The 22,086-nt window shown below is 66.0% G+C and carries 26 protein-coding genes; 19 read left to right on the forward strand and 7 right to left on the reverse strand.

All coding sequences use genetic code 11. The features are described 5' to 3' along the window. The first annotated feature begins 2 nt into the window (after nucleotides 1–2). The 6 genes from C1876_RS04675 (at nucleotide 3) to C1876_RS04705 (ending at nucleotide 4,729) form a co-directional block, all read left to right on the forward strand. Nucleotides 3–626, forward strand: a complete 624-nt coding sequence (locus C1876_RS04675) for a 4Fe-4S dicluster domain-containing protein (protein ID WP_114545564.1) — start codon at nucleotides 3–5, stop codon at nucleotides 624–626. Between the two features lie 18 nt (nucleotides 627–644). After that, nucleotides 645–1,871 carry an NrfD/PsrC family molybdoenzyme membrane anchor subunit gene (gene nrfD / locus C1876_RS04680; RefSeq protein ID WP_114545565.1) on the forward strand — a complete coding sequence of 409 codons (1,227 nt, stop codon included), beginning with the start codon at nucleotides 645–647 and terminating at the stop codon, nucleotides 1,869–1,871. Between the two features lie 61 nt (nucleotides 1,872–1,932). After that, a complete protein-coding gene (locus tag C1876_RS04685) occupies nucleotides 1,933–2,292 on the forward strand; it encodes a hypothetical protein (protein WP_114545566.1) in 360 nt (119 codons plus the stop codon). A gap of 4 nt (nucleotides 2,293–2,296) precedes the next feature. Beyond that, the gene (locus C1876_RS04690; protein WP_114545567.1) at nucleotides 2,297–2,746 is read left to right on the forward strand and encodes a DUF4405 domain-containing protein; all 450 of its coding nucleotides are present in this window, start codon (nucleotides 2,297–2,299) and stop codon (nucleotides 2,744–2,746) included. 352 nt (nucleotides 2,747–3,098) lie between these two features. Continuing rightward, nucleotides 3,099–3,590, forward strand: a complete 492-nt coding sequence (locus C1876_RS04700; RefSeq protein WP_280523734.1) for a molecular chaperone TorD family protein — start codon at nucleotides 3,099–3,101, stop codon at nucleotides 3,588–3,590. Nucleotides 3,591–4,147: 557 nt separating this feature from the next. Further along, nucleotides 4,148–4,729: a manganese efflux pump MntP gene (locus tag C1876_RS04705; protein WP_114545570.1), complete on the forward strand. Its 582-nt coding sequence runs from the start codon at nucleotides 4,148–4,150 to the stop codon at nucleotides 4,727–4,729. 59 nt (nucleotides 4,730–4,788) lie between these two features. On the opposite strand, the gene pheA is transcribed toward C1876_RS04705, so the two are convergent. Then, nucleotides 4,789–5,640 carry a prephenate dehydratase gene (pheA, locus tag C1876_RS04710; protein ID WP_114545571.1) on the reverse strand — a complete coding sequence of 284 codons (852 nt, stop codon included), beginning with the start codon at nucleotides 5,638–5,640 and terminating at the stop codon, nucleotides 4,789–4,791. A gap of 343 nt (nucleotides 5,641–5,983) precedes the next feature. On the opposite strand from pheA, the gene C1876_RS04715 reads away from it, so the two are divergent. From C1876_RS04715 to C1876_RS04725, 3 genes are read left to right on the forward strand one after another with little or no spacing between them, the layout of a single operon-like run. Next, nucleotides 5,984–7,216 carry a hydrogenase small subunit gene (locus C1876_RS04715; RefSeq protein WP_114545572.1) on the forward strand — a complete coding sequence of 411 codons (1,233 nt, stop codon included), beginning with the start codon at nucleotides 5,984–5,986 and terminating at the stop codon, nucleotides 7,214–7,216. 6 nt (nucleotides 7,217–7,222) lie between these two features. Further along, on the forward strand, nucleotides 7,223–8,887 hold the full coding sequence (locus tag C1876_RS04720; protein WP_114545573.1) for a nickel-dependent hydrogenase large subunit: 1,665 nt from the start codon (nucleotides 7,223–7,225) through the stop codon (nucleotides 8,885–8,887). A 1-nt stretch (nucleotide 8,888) separates the two neighbouring features. Then, nucleotides 8,889–9,587 carry a cytochrome b/b6 domain-containing protein gene (locus tag C1876_RS04725; protein WP_114545574.1) on the forward strand — a complete coding sequence of 233 codons (699 nt, stop codon included), beginning with the start codon at nucleotides 8,889–8,891 and terminating at the stop codon, nucleotides 9,585–9,587. A 260-nt stretch (nucleotides 9,588–9,847) separates the two neighbouring features. On the opposite strand, the gene C1876_RS04730 is transcribed toward C1876_RS04725, so the two are convergent. Then, entirely contained in the window at nucleotides 9,848–10,411 is a 564-nt protein-coding gene (locus C1876_RS04730; RefSeq protein WP_114545575.1) for an NADPH-dependent FMN reductase, read from the reverse strand. Between the two features lie 97 nt (nucleotides 10,412–10,508). On the opposite strand from C1876_RS04730, the gene C1876_RS04735 reads away from it, so the two are divergent. The 3 genes from C1876_RS04735 to C1876_RS04745 all read left to right on the forward strand — a co-directional run bounded on the left by C1876_RS04735 (nucleotide 10,509) and on the right by C1876_RS04745 (nucleotide 12,510). Beyond that, nucleotides 10,509–10,937, forward strand: a complete 429-nt coding sequence (locus C1876_RS04735; protein WP_114545576.1) for a viscotoxin-A3 — start codon at nucleotides 10,509–10,511, stop codon at nucleotides 10,935–10,937. Further along, nucleotides 10,934–11,464 (forward strand): hydrogenase maturation protease, encoded by a 531-nt coding sequence (locus C1876_RS04740; protein ID WP_244910040.1) that lies wholly within the window; start codon nucleotides 10,934–10,936, stop codon nucleotides 11,462–11,464. The genes C1876_RS04735 and C1876_RS04740 overlap by 4 nt, the downstream gene beginning before the upstream one ends. Nucleotides 11,465–11,622: 158 nt before the next feature. Next, on the forward strand, nucleotides 11,623–12,510 hold the full coding sequence (locus tag C1876_RS04745) for a sensor domain-containing diguanylate cyclase (protein WP_114545577.1): 888 nt from the start codon (nucleotides 11,623–11,625) through the stop codon (nucleotides 12,508–12,510). Here the strand turns inward: C1876_RS04745 and C1876_RS04750 are convergent. Beyond that, on the reverse strand, nucleotides 12,488–14,167 hold the full coding sequence (locus C1876_RS04750; protein WP_114545578.1) for a bifunctional diguanylate cyclase/phosphodiesterase: 1,680 nt from the start codon (nucleotides 14,165–14,167) through the stop codon (nucleotides 12,488–12,490). The genes C1876_RS04745 and C1876_RS04750 overlap by 23 nt on opposite strands. Nucleotides 14,168–14,434: 267 nt before the next feature. Here C1876_RS04750 and C1876_RS04755 point away from each other — a divergent pair, with 267 nt between their 5' ends. The 4 genes from C1876_RS04755 to C1876_RS04770 all read left to right on the forward strand — a co-directional run bounded on the left by C1876_RS04755 (nucleotide 14,435) and on the right by C1876_RS04770 (nucleotide 16,605). Further along, complete coding sequence (locus C1876_RS04755; protein ID WP_114545699.1) at nucleotides 14,435–14,857, forward strand: DUF488 domain-containing protein; 423 nt, start codon at nucleotides 14,435–14,437, stop codon at nucleotides 14,855–14,857. 121 nt (nucleotides 14,858–14,978) lie between these two features. Then, complete coding sequence (locus tag C1876_RS04760; protein ID WP_114545579.1) at nucleotides 14,979–15,617, forward strand: TetR/AcrR family transcriptional regulator; 639 nt, start codon at nucleotides 14,979–14,981, stop codon at nucleotides 15,615–15,617. Continuing rightward, nucleotides 15,614–16,180, forward strand: a complete 567-nt coding sequence (locus tag C1876_RS04765) for a flavodoxin domain-containing protein (RefSeq protein WP_114545580.1) — start codon at nucleotides 15,614–15,616, stop codon at nucleotides 16,178–16,180. Before C1876_RS04760 ends, C1876_RS04765 begins: the two co-directional genes overlap by 4 nt. Further along, nucleotides 16,177–16,605 carry a hypothetical protein gene (locus tag C1876_RS04770; RefSeq protein WP_114545581.1) on the forward strand — a complete coding sequence of 143 codons (429 nt, stop codon included), beginning with the start codon at nucleotides 16,177–16,179 and terminating at the stop codon, nucleotides 16,603–16,605. Before C1876_RS04765 ends, C1876_RS04770 begins: the two co-directional genes overlap by 4 nt. Here the strand turns inward: C1876_RS04770 and C1876_RS04775 are convergent. The 3 genes from C1876_RS04775 to C1876_RS04785 form a co-directional block, all read right to left on the reverse strand. Then, nucleotides 16,602–17,195 carry a helix-turn-helix domain-containing protein gene (locus C1876_RS04775; RefSeq protein WP_114545582.1) on the reverse strand — a complete coding sequence of 198 codons (594 nt, stop codon included), beginning with the start codon at nucleotides 17,193–17,195 and terminating at the stop codon, nucleotides 16,602–16,604. The genes C1876_RS04770 and C1876_RS04775 overlap by 4 nt on opposite strands. 91 nt (nucleotides 17,196–17,286) lie before the next feature. Next, nucleotides 17,287–18,117, reverse strand: a complete 831-nt coding sequence (locus C1876_RS04780) for a DNA-formamidopyrimidine glycosylase family protein (protein ID WP_114545583.1) — start codon at nucleotides 18,115–18,117, stop codon at nucleotides 17,287–17,289. Nucleotides 18,118–18,181: 64 nt separating this feature from the next. Next, complete coding sequence (locus tag C1876_RS04785) at nucleotides 18,182–18,721, reverse strand: CarD family transcriptional regulator (RefSeq protein ID WP_114545584.1); 540 nt, start codon at nucleotides 18,719–18,721, stop codon at nucleotides 18,182–18,184. Nucleotides 18,722–18,931: 210 nt separating this feature from the next. Here C1876_RS04785 and C1876_RS04790 point away from each other — a divergent pair, with 210 nt between their 5' ends. From C1876_RS04790 to C1876_RS04800, 3 genes are read left to right on the forward strand one after another with little or no spacing between them, the layout of a single operon-like run. Continuing rightward, nucleotides 18,932–19,369 (forward strand): MarR family winged helix-turn-helix transcriptional regulator, encoded by a 438-nt coding sequence (locus C1876_RS04790; RefSeq protein ID WP_114545585.1) that lies wholly within the window; start codon nucleotides 18,932–18,934, stop codon nucleotides 19,367–19,369. A 54-nt stretch (nucleotides 19,370–19,423) separates the two neighbouring features. Next, the gene (locus C1876_RS04795; RefSeq protein ID WP_114545586.1) at nucleotides 19,424–20,068 is read left to right on the forward strand and encodes a 4Fe-4S binding protein; all 645 of its coding nucleotides are present in this window, start codon (nucleotides 19,424–19,426) and stop codon (nucleotides 20,066–20,068) included. Further along, a complete protein-coding gene (locus tag C1876_RS04800) occupies nucleotides 20,065–20,943 on the forward strand; it encodes an SIR2 family NAD-dependent protein deacylase (protein WP_114545587.1) in 879 nt (292 codons plus the stop codon). Before C1876_RS04795 ends, C1876_RS04800 begins: the two co-directional genes overlap by 4 nt. Here C1876_RS04800 and C1876_RS04805 read toward each other — a convergent pair. Further along, nucleotides 20,940–22,082: an aldo/keto reductase gene (locus C1876_RS04805; RefSeq protein WP_114545588.1), complete on the reverse strand. Its 1,143-nt coding sequence runs from the start codon at nucleotides 22,080–22,082 to the stop codon at nucleotides 20,940–20,942. The two genes, C1876_RS04800 and C1876_RS04805, sit on opposite strands and share 4 nt — an antisense overlap. Between the last annotated feature and the right edge of the window lie 4 nt (nucleotides 22,083–22,086).

Here is a 22,086-nt window from a genome sequence, read left to right on the forward strand (position 1 = left end):
AGATGACGCACTATGGATTTGCCTTAGACGGGCAACGTTGCATCGGATGCCATACGTGCTCCGTCGCATGTCGTATCGAGAACAACCTGCCCCAGGGAACGTGGTGGAACCGCGCGCTTACTGACGGCGGCGAGGATATGGACACCCCCGCTGGCATCTTTCCTGACGTGAAGATGAGCTACCTTACCGTGGCTTGCCAGCACTGCGAGAACCCGGCGTGCGTGAAAGTGTGCCCGGTAGGTGCCACATACCGCGATGAAGAGACGGGTATCGTGCGCCAGGACTACGACAAGTGCATCGGTTGCCGCATGTGCATGTCGGCGTGCCCCTATACGGGCGTGCGGTCGTTCAACTGGGAAGAGCCGAAGTTTACCATTGATTTCTCCGTCGGCGATGCGGACGTCCCCTCCCATCAGAAGCACGTGGTGGAGAAGTGCACGATGTGCTGGCATCGTTTGGCCAAAGGCGAGGAGCCTGCGTGCGTCGAGGTCTGTCCTGCCCGCGCTCGTTTTTGGGGTGACTTGGACGACCCCGATTCCGAGGTGTCGCGTCTTGTGCGCGAGCGGGAGCATATGCGCTTGCTTGAGGATCGCGGTACCAATCCTTCCGTCTACTACCTCGTCTAGGGAGATAAGGAGACAATCATGTCTGAGAATAACCAGGCGACAACGTCGCCTCAAGCTCCTGCTGCCAGATTCGGGGGCAAGGGGCTCAATATCGGCATCGCGGTGGCCGCGGTTGCCACCGTCGCGGGCATCGCGCTGTGGGTCGTGCAGCTTTCCGGCGGCCTCGTCCAGACCAACATGCGCAACTTCGACTCGTGGGGGCTCTACATCACGATGTTCATGTTCCTCGTAGGCCTGTCGGCCGGCGGCCTTATCATCTCGTCGGTGCCGCGCGCCTTCGGGATGCAGGGTTTCGGCGGCATCTCGAAGGTGGCCGTGTGGACCTCGATCTGCTGCACGGTGCTGGCCATCGGGTTCGTGGTGGTGGACCTCGGCCAGCCGATGCGCCTGTGGGAGCTGTTCGCGTACTCGAACCTCGGCTCGCCGCTGATGTGGGACATCATCGTGCTGGGCACGTACCTCATCCTGTCCGTCGTGTACCTGTGGGCCACCCTGCGCGCCGAGGCGGGCAAGGTGTCGGCCACCGCGCTGCGCGTCGTGTCGGTGATCGCGCTCGTGTGCGCCGTGCTCGTGCACTCCGTGACCGCGTGGATCTTCGGCCTGCAGCAGGCGCACGAGTTCTGGCACACCGCGCTTCTGGCGCCGTGGTTCGTGTCGAGCGCGCTCGTGTGCGGCGTGGCGCTCGTGCTTGTGGTGGTCATCGCCCTGCGCCGCGCGGGCTATATGGAGCTTGACCAGGCCAACGTGGTGAAGCTGGTGAAGATGCTGGGCGCCTTCGTGCTGGTGGACCTCTACTTCTTCGGGTGCGACCTGCTGACCTCCGCCTTCCCGGGCGGTTCGGGGGCCGAGGTGGCGGCCATGCTGACCTCCGGCCCGCTCGCGCCGTTCTTCTGGGTCGAGGTGGTTGGTTGCGCGCTGTGCGCCGTGGTGTGCTTCGTGCCGAAGTTGCGCACGAACCCGCTCATCGTGGCGGCGTCGCTGCTGGCCATCGTGGGCATCTTCTGCAAGCGCGTGCAGCTGCTCGTCGGCGGCTTCCAGCTGCCGAATCTGGACTACGCGGGCGTCATGACGCCGTACACGGTGACCGACTGGACCGCCGGCATGACGGGCGCCTACCAAGGCATGGTGTACTTCCCGACGCCGCTCGAGTTCGGCCTCGTGCTGGGCGTGGTGGGCCTCGGAGCCCTCATGCTGCTCGTGGGCCTCAAGTATCTGCCCCTCAAGCCGACCGAGGCGTCTCACTGACGCTGATCGGCCGCAAGGCGCCCGGGCCTCCCGGGCGCCTTCGATGGTATCGAGGTACGACATGGTAAGAAGAATCGTGATAACGGTGTTGTCGTTTGTCCTGGTGGGCATCTGCGTGTTCGCTGCCGGAGCCGTCTCCGACGTGTCGGTGGGGCTCCCTCGTCCCATCGAGGCGAACTCGCCATGCCCGGCCGCCGGGTGCGCGTCGGGAACGTGCCACGGCTTCGACAACGTGCCCGAGCCCGACGGCGTGCACGAGATGGCGTGCCCCGAGGCCACGTGCGCGTCGGTCGAATGCCACGCCTGGGACGTCCTGACCACGCGCTACTACCAGCCTTCGGACGCGAGCTTGAACCTGTGGGTGCTCGCGCCGGTGGCGCTTGTGGCGGGGCTCGTGCTCATCGTGCGGAAGGTGGGGTGAGAACGTGGACGGGAAGAATCTCGCCATCGACGTGGTGGCGCTCGTGGCGTACCTCGTGGTGGCGAACCCCGCGCTCACGGGGATTGGATTGCACGAGTGGCTGGGCCTCGGCGCGCTCGTCGTGCTGTTCGTCCACCTGCTGGTGCATGCCGACTGGTGCGTCGACGCCCTGCGCACGACGCTGCGCCGCCCGACGTGGGCGCGTACGGGCAACCTGGTGGTGGACGCGCTCATGCTGGTGACGCTCGTGGTGGTCGTGGTGTCGGGCCTGTTCGTGTCGGGGGCGGTGCTGCCGGCGTTCGGCCTGTACGCCGAGGGGTACTACTTCTGGGACCCGCTGCACGCGATAGCGGCGAAGGCCCTGCTCGCGCTGCTGCTGGTGCACGTGGTGGTGCACTGGAAGTGGTTCGCGAACGTGGCGAAGAGGGGAAGGAGCAACCGGAATGAGTCGTGAAGCCGAGTGGCAGGTTCGCGCCGCTGCCTGGGAGCTGCTGGCGCTGTCGCTGCGCTACCCGGACGAGGTGCTGGCCGAGGCGATAGCGAGCGGCGAGTGGGAGGCGGCCGCCGCCGAGATCGCGGAGGCGCTGGGGATCGGCGAAGGGGAGGAGGGGGACGCGCTGGATGCGGCCCCGGCCCCGGGGCCCGCTCTGGCGTCCACGGCCCCCACTTCGGCGGCCACGGCGCCCACCCCTGCGTCCGCGGCCCCGGCCCCCACCATTGCGTCCGCGATGCGCCATGCGGACGCATGCGGCACTGCGGACGCAAGAGGAGGGGCCGCGCCTCTTGCGAGGCCCGCGCCGGACGCAATGAATGGGGGGCTTCCCGCGAGGCCCGCACCTCCCGCGCTCCTCCGCTCCCTGCGCGTCGAGGCGACGCGGCTCTTCGTGGGGGCTCCCGAGCCCGCGGTCTCGCCCTACGAGGGCGTCGCCCGCGCGCTCGCCGAGGGCGCGCGGCCCCTCCTGTTCGTCAACCCGCGCTCCATGGACGTCGAGCGCTTCGTGCGATCCTGCGGCCTGGGCCGCCCCGAGGGCGCCAACGAGCCGCTCGACCACGTCGCCGCCGAGTGCGAGCTCCTGTCCTACCTCGCCTCGCTGGCCGCCGGCGCCCCGGCGCCGGCGGGCGCGCCCTGCGGCGCGGCCCTGCCCGGCGGCTCCCCGCAGGCGGCCTACGCCGCCTTCCTCGACGCCCACGCCCGGCGATGGATGCCCGCCTTCGCCGCGGCCGTGCGCGCCGAGGCCCGCGCCCCCTTCTACGCCGCCGCCGCGCGCCTGCTCGCCGCCGTCGTCGAGCGCGGGTGACGCTCCCGGGCCGCGAAATGGCAAGAAATGACGCGATTGCGGCCCCGCTCGGCACCCCGCATCTCAGCGGAATCGCGCGACCTGGGGTTATGCGCGCACGCTTTCCGCATCTGAGCGCTGAATCGCCTGAAACCGCCCGAAATCGACCCCAAAACCCCGCAATCGCGTACATTTTTGCCACTAACAGGCGCTTATCCGTGCATCCGCCCCAAACATGGCCAAAAATGGCGGCTGCGGCAAGGAGGATACGCGCACGGGGAGGGGTCCGCCTTACCGCAGCCGCCATTTTTGGCCAAGAACCCTTCGTCCCCGACCATTCCTGTGATAGAATAGCCCGCATCCCGTGGGGGAGTAGTCGACGCCGAGAGGCGTGGCTGCGTCAACATACTGCTTCGATGAAGCTGGCGCATCCTGAAACGACAAGACTCGCGGTGTGGCGTACTCGTCGCACCGCTCATGTGCAGCCGGCGCGTACGCGTCGGTATTTTTATGCCCGCAGCTTGGCGACGCTGCTGCGGGGGCGGCCAGGGGGGCCGCGCTGAGACGAGAGGAATACCATGGGATTCGTGGAACTGTTCTTGATCGCGGTGAGCCTGTCGATGGACGCGTTCGCCGTGTCGGTGTGCAAGGGCCTGTGCATGAAACGGCTCGACGTGCGCCAGGCGGTGGTCATCGCGCTGTTTTTCGGCGGCTTCCAGGCGCTCATGCCGCTGGCGGGCTGGGCGCTCGGCACGCAGTTCGAGGCGCTCATCACGCCGGTGGATCACTGGATAGCCTTCGTGTTGCTGGGCATCATCGGCTCCAAGATGCTGTGGGACGCCTTCCACGAGGACGATCCCGAGGACTTGGCGTGCCCAACCGACGGCAAGCTCGACCTGCGCGAACTTGTGATGATGGCCATCGCCACGAGCATCGACGCGCTGGCCGTGGGCATCACGTTTGCGTTTCTGCGCGTGGACATCGCCGTGTCGGTGGGCCTCATCGGCATCACCACGTTCGTGCTGTCCATCGTGGGCGTGGCTGTGGGGCATCGCTTCGGGGCGAAGTACGAGAAGCCGGCCACCATCGTGGGCGGCATCGTGCTCATCCTCATCGGCCTCAAGATCCTGCTCGAGCACCTCGGCCTCATCGCCTTCTAGCCGCCAACGCAAGGAGGGCGCCCCACGGCGCCCTCCTCGTTTTTCCACGATGCCCTTACTTATATAAGAGGATAGCTTCCCAGCACCTTCACCTCGCGCAGCTTGAGGCGCAGGCAGTTGAGGGCGGTTTGCGTGGCCAGGTCGTTCGCCGAGCCCTCGAACTCGATGAAGAACATGTAGTCGCCGAGCGCCTGCTTGGTGGGGCGCGACTGGATCATCGACAGGTTGATGCCGGCATAGGCGAACTCCGACAGGATCATATGCAGCGTGCCGGCCTTGTCCACCTGCAAGAACAGCGCGAGCGACGTCTTCTTGCGGTCGCTGCGGAACACCTGGGGATGCCCCTGGCGGCCGATGAGCGCGAACGACGTCTGGTTGCCGAAGTGGTCCTCGATGTCGCGCTCGCGCACGACGGCGCCGTACAGCTCGGCGGCGAACGCGTTCGCGATGCTCGCGACATGCTTGTCGCCGGCGGCCAAGCGCGCGCTCTCGGCGGTGGACGAAGTGGTGATGCTCGCGCGCCCCGGCAACCGCTCGTTGAGGAAGCGGCGGCATTGGGCGAGGCCCTGAGCGTGCGAGGCCACCGTGGTCACGTCCTCGAGCTTCGCGTCAGGGTGCATCACGAGGCAGTGGTGGATGTCCAGCACGTGCTCGCCGAGTATGTTGGCCGTGCTTTTGAACGCGAAGTTGTCGAGCGTGGCCGTGACCGAGCCTTCGAGCGAGTTCTCTTTGGCAACGACGCCGAACTCGGTTTTGCCGCGGTCCACGCAATCGAACACCTCGTCGAACGAGGAGCACTCGAGCAGCTGGGGTTCGTCGATGCCGAGCCGCTTCGCAAACGCTCGCGCCGCTTCGTCGGAATAGGTACCGGCGGGGCCGAGGTATGCGATGACGGGGTCGGTTGAAGCCATGGTCCAATCCTTCTGTCGGGGGTTCTCGATTATCGGAGCATGTGCTATCATACCCGACTCACGACGAGATGAACGGCAGTGAACGAGAAACCAACGAGAGTTCTCACGCTTTGAACGCTATGCATACAGAGGCGCGAATTTGACCTCCTCTTGCATGAAATTGAGTAAACAAGCCAACGAAGTGTATAACTCATGTTACGCAAATGTTGAACCGTAACATTTTTGCGCCATTTGCGGGTCAAACGTTGCGCTCGCGCCCATGCTGTGCGTTTTATTTCTGGAGTCGTGGAAAATACACAATCAGCAAGCATTGGAAGACGAGAGCACCTGAGGAGGTGTGCACATGGAAACAGAGGCCACAGTTTCAGAGTTTCAGAATATGCTGTCTGCTCGCGGCGTCAGCCGCCGCAGCTTCATGAAACTTTGCGGCGCCGTTGCGGTCGCGGCCGGATTGTCCGAGCTCGCTGCTCCGCGCGTGGCGCAGGCCCTCGAGAAGTCCGTGATCGGCGCAACGAAGGGAAAGCTGTATCCGGTTATCTGGATCGAAGGCGCGTCGTGCACGGGATGTACCGAGTCGTTTGCGCAGGTTGAGACGCCGGATGCGGCTTCGATCGTGCTGGACATGATCTCGCTCAACTACTCTGAGACCCTGTCGGCGGCTGCCGGCTGGTCGATGGAGGAAGCCAAGGAGCAGACGATCGAGGCCGGCAACTACATCCTCGTGTACGAGGGCGCTGTGCTGGAAGGCTGGGGCGGGCAGGCGCTGCGCGTCGCCGACAAGCCCGGTACGGAGCATCTGATCGAGGCTGCCGAGAAGGCCAATGCCGTGGTTGCGCTGGGTTCCTGCGCGGTCAACGGCGGCTGGATGGGCGCGAATCCGAACAGTTCGGGCGCGCTCGGCGTGCAGGCGTTCCTGAAGAAGGCTGGCATCGAGACGCCGGTCGTGAACGTTCCCGGTTGCCCGGCGAACCCCGAGTGGCTCGTGGCCGTTCTGGCCGACGTCATCTTCCTTGAGCAGCTTCCCGCGCTCAACAGCGAGAACAAGCCTGCCGGCATCTTCGACCAGACGATCCATGACAACTGCGAGCGTCGCGGTCACTTCGAGAACGGCGAGTTCGTCTACAAGTTCGGGTCCGAAGAGGAGGCCAAGGGCTACTGCCTGTACCCGCTCGGCTGCCGCGGCCCGCAGACGAAGTCGAACTGCGGCGTGGTGCTGTGGAACAACCGTCGCAGCTGGTGCGTGCAGTCCGGCGCTCCCTGCATCGGTTGCTGCGAGGCGAACCCGAACGATCCCGGCCAGAACTGGGTCGAGGTCAACACCCCGTTCTACAAGCGCCATCGCGACCTGCGCATCGGCGACTGGATGGTGCAGCCCGGCACGATCGCGCTCGGCATCACCGGCATCCTGGCTGCGGCCCTCGTGGTGCACGGCTTCGGCATGAAGCTCACCGGCCGTATGGACGGCGGCGCCGACTTCGAGAAGGTGCGCGGTTGGGACGCGAAGCATCCCGACAAGTCCATCGGCAAGTACGACGAGGCCGATCTGAAATCCGACGACAAAAAAGAAGGGAGGTAAGCCCACATGACTCGTTCAGTCATCGACCCGATCACCCGCATCGAAGGCCATCTTCGCGTTGAGATGGAAGTGACCAACGGCAAGGTCTCCGACGCATGGGTGTCCGGCGGCTGCTTCCGCGGCATGGAAATGGTCGTGGAGAACCGCACGCCCGAAGACGCTGCGCAGATCGTGCAGCGCATCTGCGGCGTGTGCCCGGTGTCCCACGCTCACTCGTCGGCCATCGCCGCCGAGAAAGCTTACGGCATCCAGATCTCGAACAACGCGCGTATCATCCGCAACATGCTCGAGGGCGCGCAGTTCCTGCACAGCCACATCCTGTGGTTCTACAACCTGGCTGCCCTCGACTACGTGAACCCGCTCAATGCGCTCAAGGCCGACCCGGCGGACGCCTACGATCTCGCCCAGGCTGCCGGCACGTCCATGAACAGCGACTTCGTCGCGCTCAAGGAGCGTCTTGCGAACTTCGCCGACAACGGCCAGCTGTCCATCTTCTCCGGCAACTGGTTCGACGCCGAAGAGGGCACGGCTTACCAGCTGCCGCCCGAGCTCGACCTCATCTGCACGGCGCACTACCTCGAGGCGCTCACCATGCAGGCGAAGGCCTCGCAGATCTCCGCCATCATCGGCGGCAAGATGCCGCACGTCATGACGCTCGTCCCCGGCGGCACCGCTTTCGTGCCCACCGATCAGAAGCTCGATGAGCTCAAGGGCCTCGTCGACGAGATCTACACCTGGGTCGAATCCACCATGATCCCCGACACCTTGGCTATCGCGCCGTACTACATCGACGCGCTCAACTGGGGCAAGGGCTGCGGCCGCTACGTGGCCTGGGGCGTCTTCGAGGGCCAGGGCGACTACAGCAGCTACACCGAGCAGATGGCGAACCGCTACCTGCCCATGGGCGTCATCGACGACAAGCTCAACCTGTCCGACGTGCAGGAGAACCTCATCACCGAGTACATGGGTCACTCCTGGTACGAGGGCGAGGAAACCTTCGAGTCGCCGTACTTCATCACGAAGCCGGACTTCACCGAGTACAACGTCGAAGATCGCTACACGTGGGTCAAGTGCCCCGCGTACGACGGCAAGCCCTACGAGGCCGGCGGACTTTCCCGCATCCTGGCAGCGTACAAGCGCAACGTGCCGTTCGTGGTCGAGCAGGTCGACGGCCTTCTCGAGGCTCTCGGCGCTCCCGGCCAGATCGGCGTCGCGCAGTCGACGCTCGGCCGTACCGCCGTTCGCCAGATCGAGACGCTCTACATCGCCGGCCTCATGAAGGACTGGGTTGCCGAGCTCATCGAGGCGCTCAAGAGCGGCGACAGCGAGTACTTCCGCGAGCCTGCCACCATCACCGGTGCCGGCACGGGCTTCTGGGAAGCTCCCCGCGGCGCGCTTTACCACTCCGAAAGCGTCAAGGACGGCAAGATCGAGGGCTACCAGATCATCATCCCGACGACCTGGAACCTCGCGCCGATCAACGCCAACGGCGAGCACGGTCCGATGGAGCAGGCGCTCATCGGCAACCCGGTGGGCGACATCGAGAAGCCGATCAACGCGCTGCGCACGGTTCACAGCTTCGACCCCTGCACGGCGTGCGCGGTGCACATCACCGAGCCGGCGACGGGCAAGAGCTTCGAGACCGTCACGAGCCCCTGGGGGGTGAAGTAACATGGCGCACTTGGCACACTACCGCGAAGCGCATCCGATGCCCTTCGTCATCACGCACTGGATCAACCTCGTGGCTATGATCCTCCTGATCATCACGGGCTTCAGCATCCACTTCCCGTTCTGGGGCGGCTTCATGGGCATCGCTCGCGGCGTCCATGTGTTCATGGGCTTCGTGCTGTTCATCAACTGCATCGTCCGCGTGATCATGGCCTTCTTCGTGAAGTCCGCGCCGGACGGCGGCACCCGCTACCAGGTCACGGACTTCAAGACGTGGCTGCCGCAGGCTGACAACCGTCACCAGCTGGGCGCGTGGATTCGCTACTACCTGTTCTTCAAGAAGGATCACCCGCTGGGCGCCAAGCTCGGCGTGCCGCAGAAGATCAGCTACCTGGCCATCCCCATCCTCATCATCGTGATGTTCTACACGGGCCTGTGCCTGTGGAACCCGACGATGAACCTCGCGTTCTTCGCGGGCGGCACCGATCTGGTGGGCGGCCTCATGTCGATGCGCATCATCCACTACTTCATGATGTACGTCTTCATCTGCTTCATGTTCATCCATGTGTACCTGGCGAACATCGAGGGCATCTCCCCGACGCTCCTCATGTTCTTCTGGAAAGAGCACGGCGGTTTGGTCTACGACCCCGAGAAGCACACCATCGTGGGCGAGGACGACCTCCATCACAACGAGAAGGCATAAGCTGCTCGTAGGTTAAGCAAGAAGGCCCGGGAAACCGGGCCTTCTTGCTTTGTTGGGGAGGGGGCGTTGCGTCCCCGCCTCTGCCTGTGTACCTGCGTCTCCCTCTATTGCATACCCGCTCTCCCCCTATTGCGCGCGGTGGAGCACGTGCGACCTGGTTGTGCTACCCCGCGCGCAATAGGGGGAGGCGCAGGAAGGGGAGAGGCGAGGGACGGTGCTGGGGGATCAGGGAGCGAGGGTGCGCTGGGGCCTTGCCTGCGCTAGCTGATCTCCTTTTCCACGAACCTAATGAAGGCGTCGGCTTGTTTTTCGAGGTAGGGGGCGGAGGCTTCCAGGCGGAGCTCGCCGTTTTCGTCGGCTTGGGTGGCGATGTGGGGGATGGTGAGGCGCGGCTTGTTCATCACGTGCGCGTCGAGGAAGCTCAGCATGTTCACGAGCTGATCCTGGGCGTGCGCAGCGCCGCTCATGCCGATGCTGGCCCCGGCGAGGGCGAACGGCTTCTCCCCGAGCACCTGGGCTTCGGTGGCGCTCACGGGGCGCGAGAGCCAGTCGAGGAGGTTCTTCAAGGGGCCCGGTATGGCGTGGTTGTATTCGGGGCTGAACAGCCAGATGCCGTCGGCCTCCCGCACGGCATCGCGCACGCGCGTGACGGCCTCGGGAGCCGGATGCTCGATATCCTGGTTCATCAGGGGCACGTCGTCCCAGACGAGCAGGTCGAACTCCACTTCGGGATGGCGCTCGTTCACGACGGCGCGGGCCGCTTCGGCCAGTTGCCGGTTGTAGCTGTGCTCGCGCAGCGATCCGGCGATTGCCAGCAGCTTCATGCTCTCTCCTTCCGCTCGGCTAAAGCCCCCTCGTGTGCGGGGCTACCTCGTCTATAATGGCAGAGAATCATACGGAGTGCGAAAGGGATATCGAATTGTGACTGAATTGACCGACGAACAGATCGCGCGCGAGGAGCGCTTCCTCGAAGGCATCCCCCGGCTCAACATCGGCGCGCTGTTCCTGCCGCCCATCTGGGGACCGGCGCACGGCATGTGGGCCACCATCCTGTTCTATCCCATCTGGCTGTTCGCCGACAACACGTTCTACGCCGCATTCACCGAGCGCACGCCGCTCGCCATCGTCATCGCGACGCTCGTGTTCTTGACGCTCACGGCGGGCACGGTGGCGTTCGCCATCCTGGGCCAGCCGTTCGCGGCGCATCGGGCCGCCAGCCTCGGCCAGGACAAAGAGGCCTACCTCAAGCGCGAGCGTATCTGGGGCATCGTCTGCGTGGCGGCGGGCGTCGTCATGCTGGCGGCGGCCACGTACTACAACCTGGTCATCCGCCCGACGGTGGGTGCATGATGGGCGACGTCGAAGGAGGGGCCGAAGCGCCGCGCGCCATCGCGGTGTTCTGCGTGGGCAACAAGCTCATGCTCGACGACGGCGTGGGCCCGGCGGTGTACGAGGAGCTGCTCAAACGCTACGACATCCCCGACAACGTGACGCTGTTCGACTTGGGGTGCCTCACGCTCAACATGATCGACCGGGTGCGCGAGTACGACGTCATCATCACGGTGGACGCCGTGGACGGCACCGACGCGGAGCCGGGCACGGTGTTCCGCTTCGCGCCCGACGCCATGGCGCGCCATTCGGGCGCGACGGCCTCGCTGCACGACCTCAAGCTGGTGGACCTGTTCGATGCCGCCACGCTGCTGGGCTACGAGGCCGAGGGCCTCTGCCTGGGCATGCAGGTGGAGAACCCGTCGCCGGCCATGGTCGCCGTGGGCCTCACGCCGAAGGTGGACGCCGCGCTGCCGCTGCTCGTGGAGACGGTGGCGGGGGAGCTGGCGCGCTTGGGTTCGCCGCTTAGGGAAAAACCCGCTCGCTAACACGGGGGAGCCCCGGATTTTCCGTCGAAATCCCGACTAGTATGATCGGATAGCGTATAATTGCTCAAGCGTTAGTTGAAGCCGGAGTCGTACGAGGGCAAAGGGGTGCCTGAGCAACCGTGTTGAGCAAGAGCGAGGTAGGGGATTTCCTTCGGGACATGCCCGTAGCATTCGTGGTGTTTCGCGTTCTCCCGTCCGATATCGTGTATGCGTACGTCAACGAAGCGGGCGCGTGCATCGAGGGTTTCCGCCGCGAGGAACTGGTGGGCAAATCGATGCCCCAGGTGTTTCCCGCTGTGGACGCGGCAACGATGGAGGCCGTGCGCATGACGGCCGAGCAGGGGGTCAAGCAGTACTTCACCCGCTGCATTCCCGGAAGCCGCTATCTTTCCATACAAACCTACCAGCCGCGCCCCGGGTTCTGCGCGTGCGTCCTGCACGATGTGACCGATACGGCGCGCCAGGACAACCTGCGCAAAGAGGAGCATCAGCGCCTCGAGCTGCAGGCGACGCGCGATCCGCTGACGGGCTTGTACAACGTGCGCGAGGGTCGCGTCCTCGTGGAGCGGCAGCTTGCCGAGCCGCGTTGGAAGGGCACGCGCGGCGCGCTGTTCATGTTCGACCTCGACGACTTCAAGCTGGTGAACGACCGGTTCGGCCATGATCGGGGCGATGCGGTGCTCAAGGGCTTCGCACGCGTGCTCGAGCGCTCCTTCCGGTGCTCCGACATCGTGTTCCGCGCCGGTGGCGACGAGTTCTCCGCGTTCGTGCCCGACATTCCGTGCGCGTGCGTGGCCGAGCGCATTTGCGCCGACGTGGTGGCGAGCGTCGAGATCCTCAAGGAGAAGTGCGCGGACGTGAGCGTGAGCATCGGCGTGGCGGTGGGACGTCCCACCCATTCCTACGAATCGTTTTACCGCGCGGCCGATCAGGCCCTCTACGGCATCAAGCGCACGGGCAAGAGCGCCTACCGCATCGCCGACATGGACGACGTGCGGGCGGAAGACGTGCAGGGACCGACGCCTACGACGCTGCCTGCGGCGTGAGGAACTGCTCCTCGAAGCTGGCGGCCGGAATGGGCCTCGACACGAAGAATCCCTGAATGTTGTCGGCGCCGATGGCACGCACGGCATCGAGTTCGGTGGGTTCTTCAACGCCTTCGACGGTGACGCGGATGCCCACGCTGTGGCACAGCTCGATGACGGCGTCGATGAAGGCGCGGTTGAACGATTCCTTGTGGATGTCCTTGATGAACAGACGGTCGATCTTCACGATGTCGGCGGGCGACTGCGACAGCAGCCCGAGCGACGAGTACCCCGTGCCGAAGTCGTCCATGGCGATGCGGATGCCGATGGCGCGCAGGCGGTCGAACGTGGCGCGCAACGCATCCATGTCGGTGACGAAGTAGCTCTCGGTCATTTCGAGCACGATGGACGACGGCTCGACGCCCGTGCGCTCGATGAGCTGCTCCACGAAGGGGATGAAGTCCGCGTCGAGCAGCTGCAGGTAGGAGATGTTCACGTCCATGATGAAGTCGGGATGCGTTTCGGTCCAGCGCTTGCATTGGACGAACGACTGCTCGAGCACCCAGCGTCCCACCTGGCCGATAAGCCCGTAGGACTCGAGGACGGGGATGAATTCGACGGGGGAGAGCGAGCCGCGATCTTCCGAGTTCCAGCGCAGCAACGCTTCGGCGCCGGCAAGGTCCATGGTTTCCGCATCCACGAGCGGCTGGTAGTACAGCTCGAAGTGCTTCATGCCGCCGAGCACCGACGATTGCATGCAGTCGCTGATCTCGAGCCGCCTGAGCTTCGTCGCCGTCATCGCGGCCGAGTAGAACGTGGAGGTGTTCTTGCCGCGCTGCTTGCTTTCCTCGAGCGCGCTCTCGGCGTTGCGCAACAGGTCCTGCGCGGTGGTGGCGTCCTGGCCGATCATCGCGATGCCGGCCGATGCCATGCAGAAGAACGTCACGCCGTCGATGGTGTGCGGGCGGTTCGCCACCATGTGGACGGCGTCGTAGAGCTCCTTCATGGCGGCGCGATCGGCGCCGTCCACGATTACGGCGAACATGTCGCCGTCGAGACGGAACATGGAGCCGCCTTCGGGGAGCAGGCGCTGCGTTGACTGGGCGAAGAGGCGCAACACGGTGTTGCCGAACGCGTGGTCGTTGAGCGAGTTGATGCGGGAGAAGTCGTCGAGGCCGAGCAGCATGACGCCGCCTTCGGACTCGCAGCCGATGAGGCGGTCGAGCAGTTCGACGCATTCGTCGTGCGTGAACAGGCCCGTGACCGAGTCCACCTTGCCCTTGCGCTCAAGGCAGGTGACCACGCCGGCGAACATCGTGGGATCGTTATGCTCGTCGCGCTTCATGAGGCCGCGGCACACCACCCAGATGTTCTCGTCGTCGACGTTCTTGATTTGGTACTCGACGTCGTGGACGTCGGTTTTTCCGGAGAGCATGTCGTTGATCGATTCGTCGAAACGCACGCGATCCCGTTCGACGATGAGGTCGCGCCACAGCGGGATGAGACCCGGAACCAGGCTGTCGGGCAGACCGAAATCCTCGCGCATGTTGTCGGAGACGAGGGCCGTGTCGCGACTCATGTCGATGATGTAGAGGTAATCGTCCGTGCTGAACGTCACGGCGTCGTAGAACAGCCGTGCGTCGAGTTCGAACGATTTCAGCGCTTCTTTCGTATTCAAGAAATGCGCTCCGTTTCAATGATCAATTGAATATGCGAAGTCCATTGTATACGTAATCGGTGCGATATTGTGCGTAAATGACCGAGTACGAGGGGAAACGTTCCCGGTGGGCGAAAAGAATGGCGGAGTGGCAGCGGATTGACGAGACCTCCTCGATTCGTCCACAACGGCCGCTCGCGGGCTCGGCGCGCTTCCCGCGCGCGTTATCGTTTCGAGGAAACAACCGTGCCGCGCGCGTCGTCGCGCGACGAGAAGGAGCGCCCGCTCATGCACATTCATACCATCAGCGCCTACGAAACCTCCGCCGAGGAGTTCTTCAAGCGCCTTGAAGATTGGAACACCGACCTCGTGATCGACACGAGGCTCAAGAACACGAACCAGCTTGCCGGCTTCACGAAGCGCGACGACCTCGCCTATTTCGTGGAGCAGATCGTGCACGGCCGCTACGTGCACGACAAGCTGTTTGCGCCGGCGCCCACCATGATGGAGCGCTACATCCATGGCAACATCGGCTGGGACGCCTACGCCGACGCGTACCGCGAGGACATGCGCGAGCGCGAGGCCGTCCCGCAGTTCTTCGAGCGCTACGGCGAGTACGAGTCCGTGGCCCTCGTGGGCACCGCGACCCACGCCCGCCGCTCCCATGTGGAAATCCTCGCCGAGATGCTCAAGGACTTCCAGAAGCAGTAGGGACGCGGAAAGGGTGCGCCGGATGTTTCACGTGAAACATCCGTTCTCGTTCTGCTCTCTTGTAAAACTAGCGATTGTTAGTTATTATGCTAGCAATCGCTAGTTTTGTAGAGGAGGGACCATGCGAGGGAAGGACACGAAGGAGCGCATCGTCGAGGAGGCGTTCGCGCTGTTCGCGTCGCGCGGCTTCCATGCGGTGTCGGTGCGCGACATCGCGTCGGCCGTGGGCATCAAAGACGCGTCGCTGTACAACCATTTCTCCGGCAAGCAGGCCCTGTTCGACGCCATCGTGCACGATGCGCTCGAGCGGACGCGCCGATTCTTCGGCGAGCGCAGCATCCTGTTCGACGTCACCGACGACACGGCGCCGTACGAGGAGATGACCGCCGCGCGCCTGCGCGAGATGGTGCTGCCGTCGTTTCGCTACTTCTTCGAGGACCCGTACATGGTGCGTCTGCGCCATTTGCTGGTGATCAGCCAGTTCGAGAGCGAGGAGGCGGGGCGCGTCTACCGCCTCGTGTTCGTCGAGCAGCCCATGGCGCTGCAGCGCACCGTCTTCGAGCACCTCATGGCCACGGGCGAGTTCGTCCGCGACGATGCGGCGCAGATGGCCATCGAGCTGCAGGGCGTCCCGTTCATGCTCATGCATGCGGGGCTGACATGGGAGGAAGCCGAGCCGCGGCTCGCCGCGCACGTCGAGCGGTTCGCGCGGGCGCATACGGCGCCGGGACGGGGCATTCGAGGAGAGGAACGGGCATGAGCATGATCGTGGTGTATTCGTCGCACACGGGGTTCACGAAGCGCTACGCGACCTGGCTTGCGGAAGAGCTGGGGTGCCGGGCGGTGTCGCTTGACGACGAGCCGCGGTTCGATGCGAGCGGCTTCGACATAGTGGCGATGGGCGGATGGCTTCACGCGGGCGGGCTTGCGGGCAAGAAGTGGCTCGTGCGCGCGCGGGAGCGGCATCCGCAGACGCGGTTCGTCGTGTTCGCGGTGGGCGCGACGCCGGTGGAGTGGGACGATATGGTCGCCGAGGCACTTGCGAAGGAGCTGCCGTCGCCGGAGTTCGACGGCGTGGAGCGCTTCTACCTGCGCGGCGGGTTCGCCTACGAGCGCCTGAGCGCGCCGAACAAGCTGGCCATGAGGCTGTTCTTCAAGATGCAGGAGAAGAACGCGGAGCACGACCCGCGCGCCGCCGAGATGCTCTCGGGGATGCGCGGCGGGTTCGACGCCACCGACCGCGCCGCGCTCGAGCCGGTGACGGCCTGCGTCCGCGCGCTCGACGCCGCCGCGGTGCCGACGGGAAGCGCGGAGCGCGCATGAACGCGGCGCGCCGCATCGTGCGGGTGATCTGCGTGTTCAACGGCGTGTGCGCGGTGGTGTGCGGCGGCTTCATGATGGCGGGCGCCGCGGGCGTCCTGCCGCCCGCGTTCGACGAGCTCTTCGGCTTCTTCGACCTCATGGTGCCCTTGATCCAGCGGATGCCGCTGCCTGCGTATATGACGGCCGACCTGTTCTGGCCGGGGCTTGCCCTCGCGCTCGTGAACGGGGTGGCGAACCTCGTGGCCGCCGTGCTGTTCGCGCGCCGCGATGGGCGCGCGCGTTCGTGGGCGTTGCTGGCCGGTGCGCTGCTCATCGTCTGGTGCTTGTTCGAACTCGTGTACCTGCCGAACCCGGTCTCGGTGATCTACCTGGTGATCGGGCTCATGCAGACGGCGTGCGCGGCGGTGATGCGCCCCGCGCGCTAGCGGCGCGCGGGTTCGTGCCGCATGAGGCCGTGGGCCGTGCAGTACGTGTAGAGCTTCGCGCCGGCGAGGTGGGGCAGGCGCGCTTCGCCGCCCTGCTCGGGGTAGAGCTTTTCGACGGCCATGCGGTCGAAGCCCACGACGGCGACGAAGCCGAGGTGGTGCTGCTTGCTCATCTTGTGGTCGAAGGTGACGTACCAGTCGCCCTCGACCGGCTCGACGTGCACGGCATGCGCCTCGTCGGCGGGCAAGGCGACGAGCGCGGGCAGCTTCCTGCCGCAGCACGACACGTCGGCATCGCCCGTGGTGGTGATGATGTTTCCGCAGGTGGGGCATACGCGGAATGCGGTGCGTTTCATGGTTCCTCCCATCCGCTCGTCGGCGGCCAACGTGCCGGCGAGCAGCGTTTCGACGGGAGTTCCCAGGTGATCGGACAGCGCGCCCAAAAGCTCGATGTCGGGGCAGCCGCCGCCGCGCTCCCACTTCGACACCGCCTTGTCGGTGACGCCGAGGGCGTCGGCCAGCTGCCGTTGCGTGAGCCCTCGCTCCTCGCGCAGCGAGCGGATGAGCGTGCCCGTCGATCGTGCGTCCATGGTGTTCCTCCCTGATCGGTTGACGGGTGTCCACGATACGCGTCCGCTGCGGCAGGCGCAATGAACGCTCCGTAGAGTGGCGGCCCGGGTGCTACGGCAGCGGCTGGCAGACGGGGCAGTAGTACACGTTGCCGCCGAGGTAGGGCTTGCGTTCGATGGCGCCGTGGCAGACGGGGCAGCCGTCCTTCCACGTGTTCGCCGACAGCAGGCACCGGTAGCCGCCGGGGTTGCCGTAGAGGTCGCGCTCCACGTCGCGGCCGCCCTCCTCGACCATGGCCGCAAGCGTGTCCTTCATCGCGCGGAAGAGGCGCGCCGTGTCTTCGTCGTCGAGGGCGTGCACCTTCGTTTTCGGGTTGATGCCCGCGTTGAACAGGATGTCCTGCAGCACGCCGTTGCCGATGCCCGGGATGCGCTGCTCGGTGGCGAGGAGGGCCTTCGCGCTCGTGCTTGCCGGGGCCGCCTCGATGAGCGCGCGGAAGCGCCCCTCGTCGTAGGCGTCCGAAAGCACGGGGACGCAGTCGCGGGCGGCCACGTAGTACGCGTCGTCGTCCGCCCCGGTGTCGGCGATGAGGAACATGCCGTACATGGCGGTCGTGCAGACGAGGCGCGCGCCGTTCTCGAAGGCGAGCAGCAGCTGGTGCTTCGCCGGTGTCTTCGCGCCCGCATCGAGCAGCCGCGCGTTCACGCCTTCGCGCAAAAGCAGGGTCATGCCGTCGTCGAGCGCGAGCTCCACGTAGGGGCCGGTGGCTTTGACGGCCTCGACGCGGCGCCCGTCGAGGCGCGCGCCGTACGTGGCGGGGTCGCCCGTGTAGAACGCGAACTTGTGCGGCGAATGGTTCGCCTCCGCTTCCACGATGACGTGGCCGGCGAAGGCGGCGTGCATCTGGCGGGCGAGCGTGAGGGCTTCGGGCATCTCGATCATGGCGAACCTCCTGGACGGTGCGGCGCGGACGCGGGGGAGCGTTGCCGCCAGTATAGCAGCAGCCCTAGCTGCGGTGCGCCTCGGCGCGCTTCACGCGCTCGACGAGCACGCTCTTCACCTCGTCGCGCGGAATGGACAGCGAGACGGCCAGCTCGTCGCACAGCAGGCCCTCGGCGAGATCGAAGTACTTCTTGTCGGTGGCGGTGATGCGACGGCCCGAATCGACGCGGCGGGCCGTGCGGTCGTGGACGGACTTCATGATGGGGACGAGGTCTTGCGGCGCGAACGTTTTCAGCCGGCGCTCGTACTCCTCCTTGAAACGCCGCTCGAGCAGCGTGGGCGTGGGCGCGTCGGGCCGCAGCGTCTCCTCGTCGATGGAGTCGGCGTCGGCCATGGAATCGATGAGGGCGAGGGCCTCGTGCTTCGTCATGACGGGACGCAGGGTGGGCGGCGCGGCCTCGTCGACGGCCACGAACAGCTTGAGGGAGTTCTCGAACAGCGTGCGCAGCTCGAAGTAGTCCTTGCCCTCGAAGTAGTCCTCGCGCAGCGCGGCCACTTCGCAGACGTGATGGCGATAGACGACGGTATCTCCGCAAGCGTACATGGCAACCTCCGACGGATGGGTGGGGAAACGGTGGGTGCGGCTCCGTCGCGTCGAAAAGACGTCGCAGATCAGCACCCCTATTATACCAGTTCGTATGCGAAAGAGCCCCAACCCCATTCGGCGAGCGGCAGAGGCGTTTCCCGGGATGTCGCTTGAAATACTTTGACATCAAAGTATAATGCGGGGACGGACGGAAGGGAAGGAGCGGGCATGGACGATGTGGTGCATCGGCTTTCGGTGACGGTTGCGCAGGCGAACCGGTTCATCGCGGCGCAGCTGAAGGCGCGCGGGTTGACGGGCATCGCGCCGTCGCACGGCGACATCCTCGCGCAGCTGTTCGCGTCGGACGAGCGCTCCATGCAGGAGCTGGCGCACGCCATCGGCCGCGACCCCTCCACGGTGACGGCGCTCGTCAAGAAGCTGGCGGCCGCCGGGTACGTGCGCACCGAGAAGCGCGCCGACGATCGGCGCGCCACCGTGGTGTCGCTGACCGCGCGCGGCCAGGAGCTGCGGGGCGATTTTGCCGCCATCTCGCGCGAGCTGCTTGCCGTGCAGAGCCGGGGCATCGACGCCGAAGAGCAGGAGACGATGTGCAGGGTGCTGGCGGCCATGCGCGAGAACTTCGAACGCGCCCTCGGGGACGCGTAGCGCACGACGAGTCGACGAGACAAACGGCGGAACAGCCGGGAAGGGATGGTCGCTATGGAACAGGTGCCGCGTACGGACGATATCGATGCGGGGTACTGCCTGCGGTTTCTGCGCGAGGTGCGCGACGTGGCCTTCGCCACGACGGACGAGGCGGGTCTGCCGGCGGTGCGCATCATCGACGTGATGATGGTGGAGGGCGGCCGGCTGTATTTCGTCGCGGCGCGCGGCAAGGCGTTCTACGCCGACGTCATGCGCACGCGCTTCGTGGCCATCGTGGGGCAGTCGCCCGACTTCCGCACGTGCCGGCTGCGCGGCGCGGTGGAGCATCCCGACGACGAGGTCGAGCAGCATCGGCTCGTCGACCGCATCTTCGAGCTCAACCCGTCCATGCAGGAGCTCTATCCCGGCGACTCGCGCTACGTGCTGGAGGCGTTCTACCTGCAGGACGCGCAGGGCGAGTACTTCGACCTGAGCGGCACGCCCATCGTGCGCGTGCCCTTCGCGCTGGGCAGCGCGCGCGAAGCCGTCGCGGGGTTCGTCATCACCGACCGGTGCGTCGGGTGCGGGACGTGCGCGGAGGCGTGCCCCGAGCAGTGCATCGCGACGGGGTCGCCCTACGAGATCGCCCAGGTGCACTGCCTGCGCTGCGGCCGGTGCGCCGAGGTGTGCCCGCACGATGCGATCGAGCGGCGCTCGTGACGTGCGCGCCGGAACAGACGGGGCAGGTGGAACGTCTGGCGGAAGCCCTCGACGCGGCCGACGCCGTGCTCGTGGGCGCAGGAGCGGGGCTGTCGACGTCGGCGGGGCTGACCTACGGCGGCGAGCGCTTCATGCGGTACTTCGCCGACTTCCACGCGGCCTACGGCATCCGCGACATGTACGCGGGCGGCTTCTATCCCTTCGCCACGCCTGAGGAGTATTGGGCCTGGTGGAGCCGCCACATCATGGTGAACCGCTACGACGCGCCGGTGGGCCGCCCCTACCGCGATTTGCTGAACCTGCTGGAAGGGCGCGACTTCTTCGTGCTCACCACGAACGTCGACCATCAGTTCCAGCGGGCGGGCATCGATCGGGCGCGGCTGTGCTACCTGCAGGGCGACTACGGGCTGTGGCAGTGCTCGAAGCCCTGCCATCGGGGCACCTACGACAACGAGGCCGCCGTGCGGCGCATGGCGGCCGAGCAGCGGAACATGCGCGTTCCCTCGGAGCTGCTGCCGCGCTGCCCCGTGTGCGGTGCGCCGATGGCCATGAACCTGCGCATCGACGGGACGTTCGTCGAAGACGAGGGCTGGCATGCGGCCCGTGCGCGCTACGAGGCGTTCGCGGAGGCGCACGCGAGCGACCGCCTCCTCCTGCTCGAGCTGGGCGTTGGCGGCAACACGCCGGGCATCGTCAAGTACCCCTTCTGGCGGATGGCCGCCCGCAACCCGCGAGCCTTCTACGCGTGCGTCAACCGCGGCGAGGCGTACGCGCCGCGCGAGCTGGGCGCGCGGGTGCTCGCCCTCGACGCCGACATCGGCGGCGTGCTGCGCGACCTGTGCATGCTGCGCGGGCCGCAGGCCGCGGGTCGCTAGGCGAACAGGGCCGACGCCAGCGCCATGCGCTCGGCTATGGGCACGCCGAAGGGGCAGCGCGGCTCGCAGGCTTCGCAGGCCGTGCAGTCGTCGGCGCGCGCGTCGAGCGCGCGGTAGTGCGCGCGCACCGAGGCGGGCACCTCGTCGGCCATGACGGCCAGGTCGTAGAACTTGTTGACGGTGGCGATGTCGATGCCGGCCGTGCACGGGGCGCAGTGGCCGCAGTACGTGCACTGCCCGAAGTAGGCGTGCTTCGGCGCGTCGGCGAGCACGCTCGCGTAGTCTTTCTGCTCGTCGGAGGCGCTCTCGTAGGCCACCGCGTCGTCGACGTGCGTCGGCTCGTCGAAGCCGGCCATGATGCTGGCCGCGGCCGGGCGGGTGAGCGCGTAGTGGATGCACTGCACGGGCGTCATCGCCACGCCGAAGGGCGAAGCCTCGGCGTTGAACAGGCGGCCGCCGGCGTAGCCCTTCATGACGGTGATGCCGACGTCCTCGCGCTCGCAGAGGGCGTACAGCTCGGCGCGCGCGGGGTCCATGCCCCCGAGGGTATCATCGTAGTCGAACGCGAAGGCGGTCTCGAGGCTCGTCGATGCCGGCAGCAGGTCGAAGGCGGGGTTCACGCTGAACATGATCATCTCGATCTCGCCGGAGAGGGCGGCGCGCTTGCCCACTTCGGGGCTGTGGGTGGACAGCCCGATGTGCTCGATGGTGCCCGCGGCCTTGAGCGCGCGCACGTAGTCGATGAACGGGCCGGCCATGATGCCCTCGTACTCGTCGACATCGTCCACGTAGTGGATCATGCCGAGCTCCACGTGGTCGGTGCCGAGGCGCGCGAGCAGGTCTTCGAAGGCGGGACGCACGAGATCCATGTCGCGCGTGCGCACGTACTGCCCGTCCTGCCAGGTGGAGCCGATGTGCCCCTGGATGATCCAGCTATCGCGCGTGTCGGCGAGGGCGGCGCCCAGGTTGCTGCGCACGTCGGGGCCGGCCATCCAGCAATCGAGGATGTTGATGCCCGCTTCCTCGCAGCGCGCGGTCACGGCGCGCACCTCGGCGGCCGACTTCTTCTCCATCCACTCGGCGCCGAAGCCGATCTCGCTCACCATGAGCCCGGTCTTTCCCAGTCGGCGGTATTCCATGAGG

Origin of the sequence: Eggerthella sinensis (genome assembly GCF_003339815.1) — a bacterium.
Classification (GTDB): domain Bacteria; phylum Actinomycetota; class Coriobacteriia; order Coriobacteriales; family Eggerthellaceae; genus Eggerthella; species Eggerthella sinensis.

Coding starts and splice junctions, on each gene's coding strand:
- C1876_RS04675 (WP_114545564.1), top strand. CDS start 3: ATGACGCACTATGGATTTGCCTTAGACGGGCAACGTTGCATCGGATGC.
- nrfD (WP_114545565.1), top strand. CDS start 645: ATGTCTGAGAATAACCAGGCGACAACGTCGCCTCAAGCTCCTGCTGCC.
- C1876_RS04685 (WP_114545566.1), top strand. CDS start 1,933: ATGGTAAGAAGAATCGTGATAACGGTGTTGTCGTTTGTCCTGGTGGGC.
- C1876_RS04700 (WP_280523734.1), top strand. CDS start 3,099: ATGAATGGGGGGCTTCCCGCGAGGCCCGCACCTCCCGCGCTCCTCCGC.
- C1876_RS04705 (WP_114545570.1), top strand. CDS start 4,148: ATGGGATTCGTGGAACTGTTCTTGATCGCGGTGAGCCTGTCGATGGAC.
- pheA (WP_114545571.1), bottom strand. CDS start 5,640: ATGGCTTCAACCGACCCCGTCATCGCATACCTCGGCCCCGCCGGTACC.
- C1876_RS04715 (WP_114545572.1), top strand. CDS start 5,984: ATGGAAACAGAGGCCACAGTTTCAGAGTTTCAGAATATGCTGTCTGCT.
- C1876_RS04720 (WP_114545573.1), top strand. CDS start 7,223: ATGACTCGTTCAGTCATCGACCCGATCACCCGCATCGAAGGCCATCTT.
- C1876_RS04725 (WP_114545574.1), top strand. CDS start 8,889: ATGGCGCACTTGGCACACTACCGCGAAGCGCATCCGATGCCCTTCGTC.
- C1876_RS04730 (WP_114545575.1), bottom strand. CDS start 10,411: ATGAAGCTGCTGGCAATCGCCGGATCGCTGCGCGAGCACAGCTACAAC.
- C1876_RS04740 (WP_244910040.1), top strand. CDS start 10,934: ATGATGGGCGACGTCGAAGGAGGGGCCGAAGCGCCGCGCGCCATCGCG.
- C1876_RS04745 (WP_114545577.1), top strand. CDS start 11,623: ATGCCCGTAGCATTCGTGGTGTTTCGCGTTCTCCCGTCCGATATCGTG.
- C1876_RS04755 (WP_114545699.1), top strand. CDS start 14,435: ATGCACATTCATACCATCAGCGCCTACGAAACCTCCGCCGAGGAGTTC.
- C1876_RS04760 (WP_114545579.1), top strand. CDS start 14,979: ATGCGAGGGAAGGACACGAAGGAGCGCATCGTCGAGGAGGCGTTCGCG.
- C1876_RS04765 (WP_114545580.1), top strand. CDS start 15,614: ATGAGCATGATCGTGGTGTATTCGTCGCACACGGGGTTCACGAAGCGC.
- C1876_RS04770 (WP_114545581.1), top strand. CDS start 16,177: ATGAACGCGGCGCGCCGCATCGTGCGGGTGATCTGCGTGTTCAACGGC.
- C1876_RS04775 (WP_114545582.1), bottom strand. CDS start 17,195: ATGGACGCACGATCGACGGGCACGCTCATCCGCTCGCTGCGCGAGGAG.
- C1876_RS04780 (WP_114545583.1), bottom strand. CDS start 18,117: ATGATCGAGATGCCCGAAGCCCTCACGCTCGCCCGCCAGATGCACGCC.
- C1876_RS04785 (WP_114545584.1), bottom strand. CDS start 18,721: ATGTACGCTTGCGGAGATACCGTCGTCTATCGCCATCACGTCTGCGAA.
- C1876_RS04790 (WP_114545585.1), top strand. CDS start 18,932: ATGGACGATGTGGTGCATCGGCTTTCGGTGACGGTTGCGCAGGCGAAC.
- C1876_RS04795 (WP_114545586.1), top strand. CDS start 19,424: ATGGAACAGGTGCCGCGTACGGACGATATCGATGCGGGGTACTGCCTG.
- C1876_RS04805 (WP_114545588.1), bottom strand. CDS start 22,082: ATGGAATACCGCCGACTGGGAAAGACCGGGCTCATGGTGAGCGAGATC.